General features: G+C 65.4%; 15 protein-coding genes. 2 read left to right on the forward strand and 13 right to left on the reverse strand.

Features of this window, described 5'->3' with window-relative positions; genetic code table 11:
* Window positions 1-19 precede the first annotated feature (19 nt).
* Window positions 20-505, reverse strand: coding sequence for a 30S ribosomal protein S9 (gene rpsI / locus B7R24_RS12325; RefSeq protein WP_116419266.1), 486 nt, complete (start codon window positions 503-505; stop codon window positions 20-22).
* A 42-nt stretch (window positions 506-547) separates the two neighbouring features.
* The gene (rplM, locus tag B7R24_RS12330) at window positions 548-994 is read right to left on the reverse strand and encodes a 50S ribosomal protein L13 (protein ID WP_116419267.1); all 447 of its coding nucleotides are present in this window, start codon (window positions 992-994) and stop codon (window positions 548-550) included.
* 203 nt (window positions 995-1,197) lie between these two features.
* Here rplM and B7R24_RS12335 point away from each other — a divergent pair, with 203 nt between their 5' ends.
* Window positions 1,198-2,163 (forward strand): sialate O-acetylesterase, encoded by a 966-nt coding sequence (locus tag B7R24_RS12335; protein WP_116419268.1) that lies wholly within the window; start codon window positions 1,198-1,200, stop codon window positions 2,161-2,163.
* 65 nt (window positions 2,164-2,228) lie between these two features.
* The gene (locus tag B7R24_RS12340) at window positions 2,229-2,930 is read left to right on the forward strand and encodes a hypothetical protein (RefSeq protein WP_116419269.1); all 702 of its coding nucleotides are present in this window, start codon (window positions 2,229-2,231) and stop codon (window positions 2,928-2,930) included.
* 18 nt (window positions 2,931-2,948) lie between these two features.
* On the opposite strand, the gene B7R24_RS12345 is transcribed toward B7R24_RS12340, so the two are convergent.
* From B7R24_RS12345 to rpsM, 11 genes are all read right to left on the reverse strand, one after another.
* Window positions 2,949-3,260, reverse strand: a complete 312-nt coding sequence (locus B7R24_RS12345) for a hypothetical protein (RefSeq protein ID WP_116419270.1) — start codon at window positions 3,258-3,260, stop codon at window positions 2,949-2,951.
* Window positions 3,257-5,635, reverse strand: coding sequence for an ATP-binding cassette domain-containing protein (locus B7R24_RS12350; RefSeq protein ID WP_172582807.1), 2,379 nt, complete (start codon window positions 5,633-5,635; stop codon window positions 3,257-3,259). Before B7R24_RS12350 ends, B7R24_RS12345 begins: the two co-directional genes overlap by 4 nt.
* Before the next feature lie 96 nt (window positions 5,636-5,731).
* A complete protein-coding gene (locus tag B7R24_RS17835; RefSeq protein ID WP_216363680.1) occupies window positions 5,732-7,321 on the reverse strand; it encodes a serine/threonine-protein kinase in 1,590 nt (529 codons plus the stop codon).
* Window positions 7,321-8,286, reverse strand: a complete 966-nt coding sequence (locus tag B7R24_RS12360; RefSeq protein ID WP_116419272.1) for an FHA domain-containing protein — start codon at window positions 8,284-8,286, stop codon at window positions 7,321-7,323. Before B7R24_RS12360 ends, B7R24_RS17835 begins: the two co-directional genes overlap by 1 nt.
* Window position 8,287: 1 nt before the next feature.
* Complete coding sequence (locus B7R24_RS12365; RefSeq protein WP_116419273.1) at window positions 8,288-9,151, reverse strand: PP2C family protein-serine/threonine phosphatase; 864 nt, start codon at window positions 9,149-9,151, stop codon at window positions 8,288-8,290.
* A gap of 79 nt (window positions 9,152-9,230) precedes the next feature.
* Window positions 9,231-10,133: a tRNA pseudouridine(38-40) synthase TruA gene (truA, locus tag B7R24_RS12370; RefSeq protein WP_116419274.1), complete on the reverse strand. Its 903-nt coding sequence runs from the start codon at window positions 10,131-10,133 to the stop codon at window positions 9,231-9,233.
* A 15-nt stretch (window positions 10,134-10,148) separates the two neighbouring features.
* Window positions 10,149-10,709, reverse strand: coding sequence for an Lrp/AsnC family transcriptional regulator (locus B7R24_RS12375; protein ID WP_116419275.1), 561 nt, complete (start codon window positions 10,707-10,709; stop codon window positions 10,149-10,151).
* Window positions 10,710-10,832: 123 nt separating this feature from the next.
* Window positions 10,833-11,429 carry a 50S ribosomal protein L17 gene (gene rplQ / locus B7R24_RS12380; protein WP_116419276.1) on the reverse strand — a complete coding sequence of 199 codons (597 nt, stop codon included), beginning with the start codon at window positions 11,427-11,429 and terminating at the stop codon, window positions 10,833-10,835.
* 25 nt (window positions 11,430-11,454) lie between these two features.
* The gene (locus B7R24_RS12385) at window positions 11,455-12,444 is read right to left on the reverse strand and encodes a DNA-directed RNA polymerase subunit alpha (RefSeq protein ID WP_116283869.1); all 990 of its coding nucleotides are present in this window, start codon (window positions 12,442-12,444) and stop codon (window positions 11,455-11,457) included.
* Between the two features lie 148 nt (window positions 12,445-12,592).
* Entirely contained in the window at window positions 12,593-12,991 is a 399-nt protein-coding gene (gene rpsK / locus B7R24_RS12390; RefSeq protein ID WP_116419277.1) for a 30S ribosomal protein S11, read from the reverse strand.
* Window positions 12,992-13,044: 53 nt separating this feature from the next.
* On the reverse strand, window positions 13,045-13,419 hold the full coding sequence (rpsM, locus tag B7R24_RS12395; RefSeq protein WP_116419278.1) for a 30S ribosomal protein S13: 375 nt from the start codon (window positions 13,417-13,419) through the stop codon (window positions 13,045-13,047).
* Window positions 13,420-13,438 lie beyond the last annotated feature (19 nt).

Below are 13,438 nucleotides of genomic sequence, written 5' to 3' on the forward strand. Positions count from 1 at the left end.
GCCAGAACGCGCGGGGCGTCTAGCGCTTGGAGAACTGAGGAGCCTTACGGGCCTTCTTGAGACCGGCCTTCTTGCGCTCCTTGACGCGCGCGTCGCGGCTCAGGAAGCCGGCCTTCTTCAGGGTCGCGCGGTTGTTCTCCTCGTCGATCTCGTTCAGGGCACGAGCGATGCCGAGGCGCAGTGCGCCGGCCTGGCCCGAGGGGCCGCCGCCCGAGATCTTCGCGATGACGTCGTAGCTGCCGAGCAGGTCGAGCAGCTTGAACGGGTCGTTGATCAGCTGCTGGTGCAACTTGTTCGGAAAGAAGTTCTCGAACTCCCGGCCGTTCACGACGATGGTGCCGGCTCCCGGCGTGAGGCGCACGCGGGCGATGGCCTGCTTGCGACGGCCGACGGCCGCACCGCCGACGCTCAGCACGGGGCGAGCAGCCTTCGGGGTCTCTTCGGTCGGGGTCTCGGTCGAGTAGCTCTCGGGAGCTACGTCAATCTGGTCTGCGATCTTCGCCACTTTTACTGGTCCTTTTTTATGAAGTCTGGTGACCGGCGGGCGCTACTGCGCGACCTGGTCGAAAATGTAGGGAACGGGCTGCTGCGCGGCGTGAGGGTGCTCAGAGCCCGTGTACACCTTCAGCTTGGTCAGCTGGGCGCGGCCGAGGGAGTTCTTCGGCAGCATGCCGCGGATCGCCTTCTCGACGGCGCGGGTCGGGTTGGTCTCGAGCAGCTGGGTGTAGTTCATCGACGACAGGCCGCCCGGGTAGCCGGAGTGGCGGTAGGCGATCTTCTGGGCTGCCTTCGAGCCGGTCAGCACGACCTTGTCGGCGTTGATGATGACAACGAAGTCACCGCCGTCGAGGTGCGGGCTGAAGGTCGGCTTGTTCTTGCCACGAAGGATGATCGCGGCGTGGCTGGCCAGACGACCCAGCACGACGTCGGTCGCATCGATGATGACCCAGTTGCGAACGAGTTCGCTGACTTTCGGGGAATAGGTACGAGTCACAGTGATAGTGCTTTCTGATCGAAATGAGGTGTTCGTGAATCCCACTCCGTGGCTGTTGCACTGCGAGAACCGCGAGGAACGCACCGGTGGAGGGCTCAACTTCGGGTGGCACAAGGGAATGCTGCACACCAAGGGTCGAGCTTAGCCTAGAGTCGGGCGTGACGCCAACTGTCAAGCGCGTCTCGGTGCGGAGGAGGACGGCGATGAAGCCTGCACGACCGCGCCGCACGTTCGTGCTTGTTGCCGCGCTGACCATCGCGGCCGTCTCCGCCGCGATCATCGGCGTGTTCGCCTCGTCGCAGACCGGCCAGCCGAGTGGACTCCGGCCGCCCTCCACCTCGATGCAGGCTGATCCTGTTCAGACGCATGTGCTTTCACCGAGCCCCACTACCGGTCCGCAATCGGGCTATGACGTCGTCGCCATCCTCGGTCAGTCGAACGCGCAGGGTGCGGGCTACCCCAGCGATCCTGTTCTCGACGCCGGCAGGGAAGGCCTCGACCAATTCGCCGATAGCGGGCCCGAGGCGCAGTCAATCATCCCGGCCGTGGACTCGCTGTTCCACGTCAGCCAGTGGCTGTCGCCCACCGGCGCGGCGCGGGTCGGACCGGGCATGCAGTTCGGCAGGGACCTTCTCGGTGCAGAACCCTCTGACCGGCACGTTCTGCTCGTTCCCGCTGCGCAGGGCAGCACCTCGCTGACGGGCGATGCGGCGTACTCGTGGAATCCGGCCGATACCACGGCCGCCGTGAACCTCTACACCAACGCCCTGTCGCAGATCGATCGCGCTCTCGCGCTGAACCCGGGGAACCGACTGGTGGCGGTCATCTGGGCACAGGGCGAGTCCGATGCCGGCCTCACCACCGGCGCGATCTACCAATCCCGGCTGCTCAGCATCGTCGACGGTGTGCAGCAGCGATACGGTGCTGTGCCGTTCCTCATCGGCGGAATGGTTCCCGAATGGGTGCAGCGGGCCTCCGACCGCCAGTCGATCGCCGATGCTCTTGAATCGATGCCGGAGCTCCGAAGCTCTGTTCGTTACGTGCCGGGTGTCCCGGGTGAGAACCAGGATGACGCGCTCCACTACAGCGCCGCCGGTGCCCGCGCAATGGGTGACCGCTACTTTGCGGCGTTCAAGAGCTTCCCGGCGACGAATGCGCCGGCCGGCTGACCGTACAATATTTCCAGAGTGCATCTGGCTACGGATGCACCGACGGCTCCGGGGGGCGACGTATCGTGCAGAAGGTCAGGCAGCCGTGGTTCAGCCGCGTCGAACGACTGGTCATCCTCGCAACGACACTGTCGCTGGTCTCCGTGGCGGGCGGCATAGTGCTCGACCGGGCCGGAGACTCCAATCCCCTCTCGTTCCTCGCTCCTCTCCAGACGTTCTCGAGCTCGACGAATCCCCTCATTCTGGGCGACCCGATTGCCGCCTCGACCCTGACCGCGGTTCCCGGCACCTGGTCTCCCGAGCCTGAGCACTTCGACTACCGCTGGTTCTCCGAGGGTGCGCCGATCGACGGCGCCGATTCGTCCACGTATACGCTCACCGGATCCGATATCGGAAAGAAAGTCACCGTCGCGGTCACCGGCTCCAAAGACAACTACGAAGACCTCCCGCAGTCCAGCCTACCGACGGCCGATGTGCTGAGCGCGACGTTCTCAGCGACCCCGAGCCCCTCGATCATGGGGACCGCCCTGGTGGGAGCAACGCTCACCGCGGTCACCGACGGATGGAGCCCGGAGCCCTCCTCCTTCAGCTATAAATGGTTCTCCGGCGGAGTGGCCGTGCAGGAGGGATCGCAGCCGACCTACACCGTCATTCCGACCGATGTCGGCAAGAAGATCACTCTCACCGTCACGGCCTTCTTGGACGGGTACACACCGGTGCCCAAGTCGAGCAAAGCCCTGCCGATCGTTCCCGCACCCGACCAGTAGCAGCGGCGGGCTGCGATTTCAGAGTCGCCCCAGCCACACTCCTACAGAAAGGGCGTCGATGACGATGGCGATGGATGTCACGACAAGCGCGGCCCGGTATACCCAGGTCGCCGAGGCACGAGCGACGTACTCGGGCGCCAGGCGGGCTCGGGCATCCCCGACGGCGTAGATGGCCAGCAACGAGACAGCGATGGGCCCAGCGATCGCCCAGCCGATCACCGAGGCGGGAGGTCGAAAGTCGGCTGTCACCAGCGCTATGACCGAGACGACGGCGAGCAGAGCAGCCACGATCGCCAGGCTCACCCGAGCCCTCACGGTCGAGTCGCTCATCGTCCGACCTGTGCGCTTCGGCCGAGGCGAACCAGGGCGATGCTCGCAGCGACGATGGAGAATGCCATCAGCACGCAGAGCGCGAGCACCCACGTCCCGACATCGTGCTGCCAGAGTACATCGTCGTCGATACTCGGAACGAGCGCCGTCAGATCGATTCCCGAGGCGGCCGCTGCGTACCCCCAGCGCGCGGGCATGAGCCACGACAGCTGGTCCAGCACCGCTCTGCCGGTGACCGGAACGATTCCGCCATGCAGCACCAGTTGAGCCATGAGCAGGATGATCAGCACGGGCATGGCCTGTTCGCTCGAACGGACGAGCGACGACACCAACAAGCCGAGCACCATGGAGGTCGTCGCCGTCGCTCCCATCGCAACGAACAGTTCGATGCGCGCATCCGGGAACAGAACGCTGCTCTCCGGCGGCGTCTTGCCGAGGAACACGATCGAGACCAGCAATGCCGACGACAGCCAGGCGAACAGCCCGAAAACAGCGATCTTCGAGGCCAGGTAGGCAGACACAGAGAGGCCGACGGCCCGTTCACGGAGATAAATAGGGCGTTCTCCGACAAGATCCCTGATTGACATGGATGCGCCCATGAAGCTTGCTCCGACGGTCAGCAGAGCGAGCAGCTGAGCCGGCTCCCCCGCGGTGTTCGAATCCGTGGGGTCGGGCATGGTGAACCCGGCATGACCCGGAACCACCAGGGCCAGGAGTCCAAGCGCAATGGGGAGGGCAGCGAGAAAACTGATGTAACCGACATCAGAGACCATCACATCCACTTGTCGCCGGGCAAGTGTCACGAACTGTGTCGACCAACGCGGGAGGGAAGCATTCCTCGTCGGAAGGCGCGATTCAGACGCGGGAGCAGCGTTCGGGGTCGGCTGGCTGGGGAAGCGTGTTCGATAACGGCGGTGCGACCCCTCGGGATCGGAGGCGACTCCACCGAAGATCGTCGCCCAGTCGTTCGTGCCGAAGAAATCCGTGAGGTCGGTCGGCGAACCGAGGAAGGCCGGCATTCCACCGGGGGCGAGCACGAGGATCTGGTCGCAGAGATCGAGATAGGCGACCGAGTGGGTGATGACAATGACGGCCCGATCGCCGTCGGCCAGCGACCGAAGCGTCTTCATGACCTGCTGGTCGAGCGCGGGATCCAGGCCTGAGGTCGGTTCGTCCAGCACTAGCAGCGAGGGTTCCGTCAAGAGCTCCAGGGCGACCGAAGCCCGCTTGCGCTGGCCGCCGGAGAGTTTGTCGATACGTGTTGACTCGTGACCGGCCAAGCCGAGTTGGTCGATCACATGGCCGACCTGGCCCTGTCTGTCGGCGACGGTCGACTCGGAGGGCAGCCGGAGGCGAGCCGAATAGTCCAGTGCGCGTTTGACCTTCAATTGCCGGTGCATGACGTCTTCCTGCGGCACCAGCCCGATGCGCGACCGCACCAACTCATAGGAAGCGTGCACGTCGAAATCATCGAACTCGACGGTTCCGGTGGAAGGCTGCGCAATCCCCGTCAGCACCCGGGAGAGCGTCGACTTGCCCGCGCCGGACGGGCCGATCACCGCAGTCAAGGTTCCTCGCTTCACCGTCAGATCGATGTCGTGAAGGAGTTTCTTTCCTCCGGTGATGGAATATCCGAGCCCGGAGACCTGCAGTCCGCCACTGTCCGGCTCGACGTCCCGAAGGAGAGCGAGGCGCCCTTCTCGGCAGAGCAGGTCGGTGTGACCGATGGTGAGCACATCGCCTTCACTCAGATACGCCGACGAGATCAACTGACCATTCAGGTAGGTTCCGTTGAGGCTGTTGGTGTCGTCGACGATGAGGCCACCGGGCGCGGTGGAGGCCCGGGCATGGTGCCGGGAGACCAGAATGTCGTCGAGTCGGATGTCGTTGTCGGCGGCCGAGCCGATAGTGACGACCGACGAGTCGGGGCCAACAGCATCGAAGCGCTTCGGGGTCGATCGGAAGGGCTGGGGCATGGAACCCTTGAGGACTGTGAACTCCAGATCGTCGTTGTGCCGCGTCGCCGTCACTTCGGGGGCCGGAACGTGCACGGCCTCGAGCACGACCATCGGCCCCTCGGTGGCGTCACCGAGACGCACCTCCAGGCGGGTGTGAACCTTTTCGGAGTCGGTTCTCAGCCCGCCCGCGTACATGCCGTTCGTGCTCGCGTTGTCAGCGATCGTCCACACCCCGTCATACGAGACCACGGCGTGCCGCCGCGAGACGAGATCGTGCTGCACCACTACGTCGCATTCCACTCCCCGACCGATCACGGTCCGAACGTTGCTCGGAATGACATGGGTCTCTCCCCCCGCCGTTATCCGCAGCTCGGAGAGGCCATGGGATGCTCGGCTGACGGCCGTAGATTCGCTCATTGCCCGCATCCCCCAGATGACCGCTGATTCACGTCAGATGACACGACTATCCAGCACCCGGCTGTCGGGCGCAAGCCCCGACTGTGGGGGGGCACGTCACGGAACGCACACGACGGTCCCATTCGACGCAGCACCGGCCTTTCGTGCCAGAAGCACGCCGAGACAGGTCTGGCCGTCAGGATCGGCCGGTACGGTCACCGACGAGTCGGTCGTGATCGTCAAATCGGCCTCGGCACCCGGCGTCACCACCTCCCAGAGAAAGCGATCCCCCTCCTCAGGGCTGGGGTTGGCCCAGGTGAAGACGACTCCTGTCGAGCCGCGCGTGCCCGCGAGGCCGACGACCTCGGGAACGGAGGCGCTGGAGGCGGAGCCACCCCCGGTATCCGGCGACGACGTAACGTTGCTCGAAGCCCAAGCTGAAGAACCCCGACCGGCCACGAGAGTGGCCACCGCGCCAGCACTGACGGCGATCATCAGCACGGCCCACACTCCGAGCGAGACCCGACGGCCTCGGCGGTGGAGGTGGGGTTGGGGGCGGTCGGCTCGAGGTCGCGGTGCGGCAACGTCTGGAACGACAGTCTCCCGACTGACACTCGGCACCTCAGAATCGGCGACCTGCGCGATCGGGCGTGGCTCCTTGGCGGGGGTCCGCACCGGCTCTTGCACGCGCAGCACGGTTCGCTCGACATCCATCAGCGCTTCGTCGACGGGAGCCGGGATGGCCGCACGTCGCTGGGTCAGATCAACACCGGCCAACTCGGTCACCCGCAGGTGGTCGCCGAGGTCCTCACCACCCGCCGATTCGCGCTCGCGGCTGTCCTCGAGCACCTCTGCCATGGTCACGACACTGTTCAGTTCCTCCTGCACATCTTGCAGAGCGCGGGCGAAAGCGATGGCCGAAGCGAAGCGCAGAGAGGGGTTCTTGACCATGCAGCGAGCCAAGGCCGCCTCGAGCGACGCGGGCACATCGGGTCGCCCGGTCGCCGTTGCCGCCTGCGACTGGATGCGGGACATGATGTCTTCCCTAGTGTTCGGGCCGCCCGGGACCTCGAACGGGGACCGCCCGGCCAGCAGGCTGTAGACCGTCGCGCCGAGGGCGTAGACATCGATCGCCGTGCTGGCCGGCACCACCGCCCCGAAGACCTCCGGCGGCGACCAGGGGATCGACATTCCCTGCGACTCGTCGATGTCGTCGCCGAAAAGGGTTCCGGCGATTCCGAAGTCGGTGAGGGCAGGATTGTTGTAGTCGGTGACGAGAATGTTGGCCGGCTTGATGTCGCGGTGCAGGATGCCCGCCCGATGCGCGGTCTCCACGGCCCCCGCGACACGGATGCCGATCCTTAGGGCCTCATCGACGCTGATCCGCTCCTGCCGCAACCGCGCGTCGAGACTGGGGCGTCCACAGTATTCCATGGCGATGTAGGGCCGACCATCGGCCGCGATATCGGCCTCATAGATCGTCACGATCGACGGATGGGTCGACAGGAGCGCCATCAGGTTGGCCTCCGCCTCGAATGCGCGTCGCTCTCGGTCGGACTCGAGCCCCTCGAGCAGCACCTTGACCGCGACCCGGCGTCGGGGCATGGCCTGCTCATAGAGGAACACATCGGCGAAGCCGCCCGCCCCCAGGGTCTTGACATACGTGTAGCCGCCGATAATCGGCGGAACGGACTCCCGGCGCGCCATCAGGGCAGGTCGACGAACGTCACGGAGACGCCGTCCCCGATGTCGATCACGTCGTTCGACAGCACGCGTGTCGAACCTCCCGATTCGAGCTGCGACGGTGCGCTCCCTTGGCGGCGAAGGACGCTGCCGTTCACCGTGTCGAGGTCACGGACGACCACTTCCTCGCCCTCCACACGGATCTCGAGGTGGCTTCGGGAGATGTCCTGTTCCGGGCTCGGCACGCTCACCAACTTCGGAATCTCATCGGGGGCAACGCGGAGGGCCTGAGGACGACGGCCGATGATGATTGGCCCGTCGAGCCGGAAGGATTCGCCCGTCGAGACATCGATCCGAGCGGTACTCGCGGGCGGAAGGGCGTCAGCGCGGGAATCAGCTACAGGTTGCTGCATCGCTCGCAGCTGGGCCGCGGTCATGGTAGCGCCGTCGTAGTCGTCTTCGGTTCGGTCGTGCTCGGGCTCGTCGGTGCGCTCTTCGTCGTCCCAGTCGTTGTGCCCGTCGTCGAGGGCCCCGTAGAAGGTCGCGGTCATCCACGAGGCGAGAACCACTCCCTGTGAGATCGGAAGAGTCGGGCTGAGCGGGCCCGGCTCCGGTTCGATTCGCACGCTCACCGAGACGGGCGACCGCACCGCCTTCTCGGTCCAGGTCGTGACAGCTTCGCCGGAGAGCTCGGAGGCGACATCCTGTCCGTCGATCCGCTCAACGATGTCGACGAACACCTCTCCTCTGACTGCGATGCGCAGATCCCGATCGTCGAAGATGGCGATCGCGAACGACGGAACGGAGCTGAGACGAAGGCCGAATGCCGTCGTCAGCGCGTCGAGAATGCCCGCGAGGCCACTGCCCTCCTCCAGGGTGGTCCAGACAGCGAGCAGTTGATCCTCGCTCAGCTGGTCGGGCAGCAAAACCAGGCCACTGTTCGAGACGAGTCCGAACCACCCGCCCGGTTGGTAGCGCACTTCGGTCATGTCAGTGTTCCTGTTCGGTGCGAGAGCGGGGGGTTCGGGGAATGGTGTCGTCTGCGTCCATCCGCGCGAAGGTCACCGGCACCGTGTCGAATCCCCGTGCGAAGTCGGAGTCGTCACCGCTGACGGAAACCGCGTCGATGACGAGAACGGTGAGGTTATCACGGCCTCCGTGCAGGAGAGATTCCCGCAGAAGGCGCACTGCAGCGGCGTTCGGATCTGGTTCGTCGGTGAGTATCGATCGGATGCGATCGTCGCCGAGTTCATTCGTCAGGCCGTCAGAGCAGACCAGAATGCGATCGCCCAATTCGGCGGGCAGCAACCAGAAATCCGGGTCGGCCGGGTCGCCGGCTCCAAGCGCACGAGTGATCACATTGCGTTGCGGGTGCTGCGATGCCAGGCGAGCATCCAATTCCCCCGCCTCGAGCAATTCCTGAATGACCGAATGGTCGACACTGATCTGCGTCAGAGCGCCATGGGCCAGGCGATAGGTACGGGAATCACCGACGTTGACGACCAGCCAGTACCCTCGCGACTCTATCTCTGTGACCATCACGCCGGTGAGAGTGGTGCCGGCGCTGCGTTCGGTGGTAGCCACGAGTTGGCTGATCTCACGCTGCGCCTCCGCGAGTGCGACCCTCACCTGCGCAGGGTCGACGCTCCGAAGGCCGACGAATGCCTCGAACCAGCTGACCGCGATGGCGCTCGCGACCTCGCCCGCTTCATGACCGCCCATGCCGTCTGCCACGACGAAGACGGGAGCATCGGCGAGGAACGCGTCTTCATTGATCGCGCGCGTCCTGCCCGTGTCGGTGGCCGCGCCCCATCGCACCTCGATGGGCGCCGTCTGGTGCAGTGCACTTGCCATCTAGGCCCCTCATCGCCCCCGTGCAGCTGCCGCTGCATCCCCGTGGGACAAGTATGGTGCTCCGTGCGTTCGCGCACCATCACCGACCGGTGCGTGCGGAGTCGAACAGGGCCCCGAGCGCCAAGCGCTGCTCGGCGAGGGTCTCGCGGGAGCGGCGGGCTCGGGTCTCCTCGGCGCGGGCGGCCAGCCCCGCTGCATCCGGATACCCCACCTCCATCAGCGTGAGACCGCGGGCGGGCATCACCTTGAACGCGCTGGTGCGCTCGAGCGCCTCACGGAGCCCGATGACGTCGTCGAGGCTGAGGCGCCCTTCACCGACGGCGACCGAGGCGCCGACCACAGCGCGCACCATGCTGTGGCAGAACGCGTCGGCGCGGAGGGTCGCCTTCACGACTCCCTCGTCGTCGCGCGACCAGCGGAAGTCCTGCAGCGTGCGGATGGTCGTCGCGAAGGGGCGGGGCCGGCAGAAGGAGGCCCAGTCGTGCAGGCCGAGAAGTTCGTTCGCGACCTCCTGCATGGCGTCGAGGTCGAGCACCTTCGTGGTCCACGCGGTCGTGCGCTTGGTGAGCGGGCTGCGCACCGGCAGCGAGTCGGCGATGCGGTACTCGTACCGCCGCCACGTCGCCGAGAAGCGGGCATCGAACCCCGCGTCGGCCACGGCGGTCTGACGTACCACGATGTCGTGCGGCCGGCCGAGCACACCGTTCACGCTCAGCGCGATACGGCTGATCTCGATGCGGGAGGCCTGCTCGGGCGTGAGGTCGAGGTGCAGCACCTGGCCGAGGGCGTGCACGCCGGCATCCGTTCGCCCGGCGACCACCAGCGAGGGCAGCACGCCGAAGCCCGAGTACAGCCTGACCAGCGCGGCCTCGAGCTCGCCCTGCACGGTGCGGAGGTTCGGTTGCTTCGCCCAGCCCGCGAAATCCGTGCCCTCGTAGGCGAGGTCGAAACGCACCCGCACCCTGTCACCCTCGCCGGCCACGCCCGCCCCTGTCTCTCAGATCGCGGGCACTGCCCCCAGCTCGGCACCCTCGGGGTACGTCTCGAACATTCTCGACGCAAAGTCGTCGGTGTCGACAGTACCAAGACCGAGCAGCGTCTCTGTGCGCAGGATGCCCGGCAGGGCCGGCACGCGGTCGAGAATCAGGTCGCGGAGGTGCGGCTGGTCGCTGATGCGAAAGCGAGCCGTGAGGTCGTACCGGCCCGTCACCACGGTGAGCTGTTCGAGCTCGGGCAGCTGCCTCAGACAGTGGATGATCGCTCCGCGGTCCTGGTCGGGTTTCAGGGTGATGTTCACGACGGCGACGACACCGAGGCCGAGGCGCGACCAGTCGATCGCCACGGAGTACTGTTTGACCACTCCCGTGCGCTCGAACCGCGCCAGACGCTCGGCGACGGCGGGTGGCGACATGCCGACCTTTCGACTGAGAGCGCGCTGCGACTGCCGCGAATCACGTGCCAGCTCTCTCAGCAGGGCGACATCTTTGTGATCGAGATTGACCTCGGGTTCGCCGAACCCCGAGGCGATTCTCGCCGAGAACAGACTGCGTTTCTTCATTTTCTCTCCAGATCTTCGTGAACCCACCCCACTGACAACCAAACATGAGTATAACTTGGTTTTTGCACGAAAAAAGAACCCCGGCCGCCGAAAGTCGGTGCCGGGGTTCTTCGTGAAGCTGTCTTACTTGGTGTCGCTCTTCTCGGCCGCGACCTCTTCGACCTCGGCAGCAGCCTCGGAGGGCTCCTCGTCGGCAACGGGCTCGCTGGTCTCGACCGCGTCGGTCTCCTCGGCGGGCACATCGGTCTCGTCAGCAGGAGCGACGGTCTCGTCAGCAGGAGCGACGGTCTCGTCGTCCGCGACGACCGCTGAAGCAGGCGCTGAAGCCGCGCTGCTCCGCGACGAGCGCACCCTCGGCGTCACGGGCTCGAGAACGAGCTCGATCTGGACCATCGAAGCGTTGTCGCCCTTGCGGAAGCCGAGCTTCGTGATGCGGGTGTAGCCACCCTCACGCTCGGCGACGAGGGGGGCGATCTCGGTGAAGAGCTCGTGCACGACGGTCTTGTCGCCGATCGTCGCGAGAACGCGGCGGCGGGCGTGCAGGTCACCCTTCTTGGCGAAGGTGATGAGGCGCTCGGCGACCGGGCGGAGGCGCTTGGCCTTCGTCTCGGTGGTCTTGATGCTCTTGTGCGTGAACAGCTGGGCAGCCAGGTTCGCGAGCATCAGGCGCTCGTGCGCCGGCCCTCCGCCGAGGCGGGGCCCTTTAGTGGGGGTAGGCATTTCGTAGTCTCCAGGAAGTTAGGGGTTAGATGTTCTCGTCGTCGTAGCCGCCATAGAAGTGGGCGCCGTCGAAGCCGGGCACCGTGTCCTTCAGCGACAGACCGAGCTCGACGAGCTTGTCTTTGACTTCATCCACTGACTTCTGGCCGAAGTTGCGAATGTTCATGAGCTGGGTCTCCGACAGCGCGACGAGCTCGCTGACGGTGTTGATTCCCTCACGCTTGAGGCAGTTGTACGAACGAACCGACAGATCGAGGTCTTCGATCGGAACGGCGAGCTCCGAGCTCAGAACGGCGTCGACGGGAGCCGGGCCGATCTCGATACCCTCGGCCGCAGTGTTCAGTTCGCGAGCCAGGCCGAAGAGCTCGGTCAGCGTACGACCGGCCGACGCGATCGCGTCACGCGGGGTGATCGCGGGCTTGGTCTCGACATCGACGACGAGGCGGTCGAAGTCGGTGCGCTCACCGGCACGGGTCGCCTCGACACGGTAGGTGACCTTCAGAACGGGCGAGTAGATCGAGTCGATCGGAATCTGGCCCGCTTCGCTGAACTCACTGCGGTTCTGGGTGGACGACACGTAGCCACGGCCACGCTCGATGATGAGCTCGAGCTCGAACTTCGCCTTGTCGTTCAGGGTGGCGATGACGAGCTCGGGGTTGTGGATCTCGACACCGGCCGGAGCCGAGATGTCGGCGGCCGTGACCTGGCCCGACGCGTGCTTCCGCAGGTAGGCGGTGATGGGCTCGTCGTGCTCGCTCGAGACGACCAGGCCTTTGATGTTCAGGATGATCTCGGTGACGTCTTCTTTCACACCGGGAATCGTGCTGAACTCGTGCAGCACGCCGTCGAGGCGGATGCTCGTGACGGCGGCCCCGGGGATCGAGGAGAGCAGGGTACGGCGGAGGGAGTTACCGAGGGTGTATCCGAAACCGGGCTCCAGGGGTTCGATGACGAACCGCGAGCGGAACTCCGAGATGTTCTCTTCGGTGAGCGTTGGACGCTGTGCAATAAGCACTGTTGATTCCTTTCGGCTAAGTGTCCGCTATATGACACTTGCGTTTGCATACCGGGTGGCGAGCCCGACGTTATTGAATTGTCAAGATGAACGGCCTGAGCGGCGTGATCCGCGAAGGATCACGCCGCTGTCGGCTGGAAAGGAATGGTTATACGCGGCGACGCTTGGGCGGACGGCATCCGTTGTGCGCCTGCGGGGTGACATCGTTGATCGTTCCGACCTCGAGGCCGGCGGCCTGGAGCGAACGGATCGCCGTCTCGCGACCCGAACCCGGTCCCTTGACGAAGACGTCGACCTTCTTGACACCCTGCTCCTGCGCCTGGCGGGCAGCCGACTCGGCTGACAGCTGTGCGGCGAAGGGGGTCGACTTGCGCGAGCCCTTGAAGCCGACGGTGCCCGACGAGGCCCAGCTCAGCACGGCGCCCGAGGGGTCGGTGATGGTCACGATGGTGTTGTTGAACGTGGACTTGATGTGGGCCTGGCCCACCGGCACGTTCTTCTTCTCTTTACGACGCGGCTTACGAGCGGCCGATTTTGGTGCTGCCATTGTTTTCTCCTAAAAACGTCTATGGCGATGCGAGATCCCGAAGGATGTTCTCGCTATCGGGCCTTCTTCTTGCCGGCAACGGTGCGCTTCGGGCCCTTGCGGGTACGAGCGTTGGTCTTGGTGCGCTGGCCGTGAACAGGAAGGCCACGACGGTGACGGATGCCCTGGTAGCTGCCGATCTCGACCTTGCGGCGGATGTCGGCGGCGACCTCGCGGCGGAGGTCACCCTCTACCTTGTACGCGCCTTCGATGTGGTCGCGCAGGGCGACCAGCTGCTCGTCGGTGAGATCCTTGACGCGAACGTCACCTGAGATCTCCGTGTCGGCGAGGGTCGCGAGGGCCCTCGTGCGGCCGACGCCGTAGATGTAAGTCAGTGCGACCTCCACGCGCTTGTCGCGCGGAATGTCTACTCCTGCAATACGTGCCATGGTGGCATGCTCCTGTTGT

Origin of the sequence: Subtercola boreus, from assembly GCF_003399645.1 — a bacterium.
In the GTDB taxonomy this organism is placed as follows: domain Bacteria; phylum Actinomycetota; class Actinomycetes; order Actinomycetales; family Microbacteriaceae; genus Subtercola; species Subtercola boreus_A.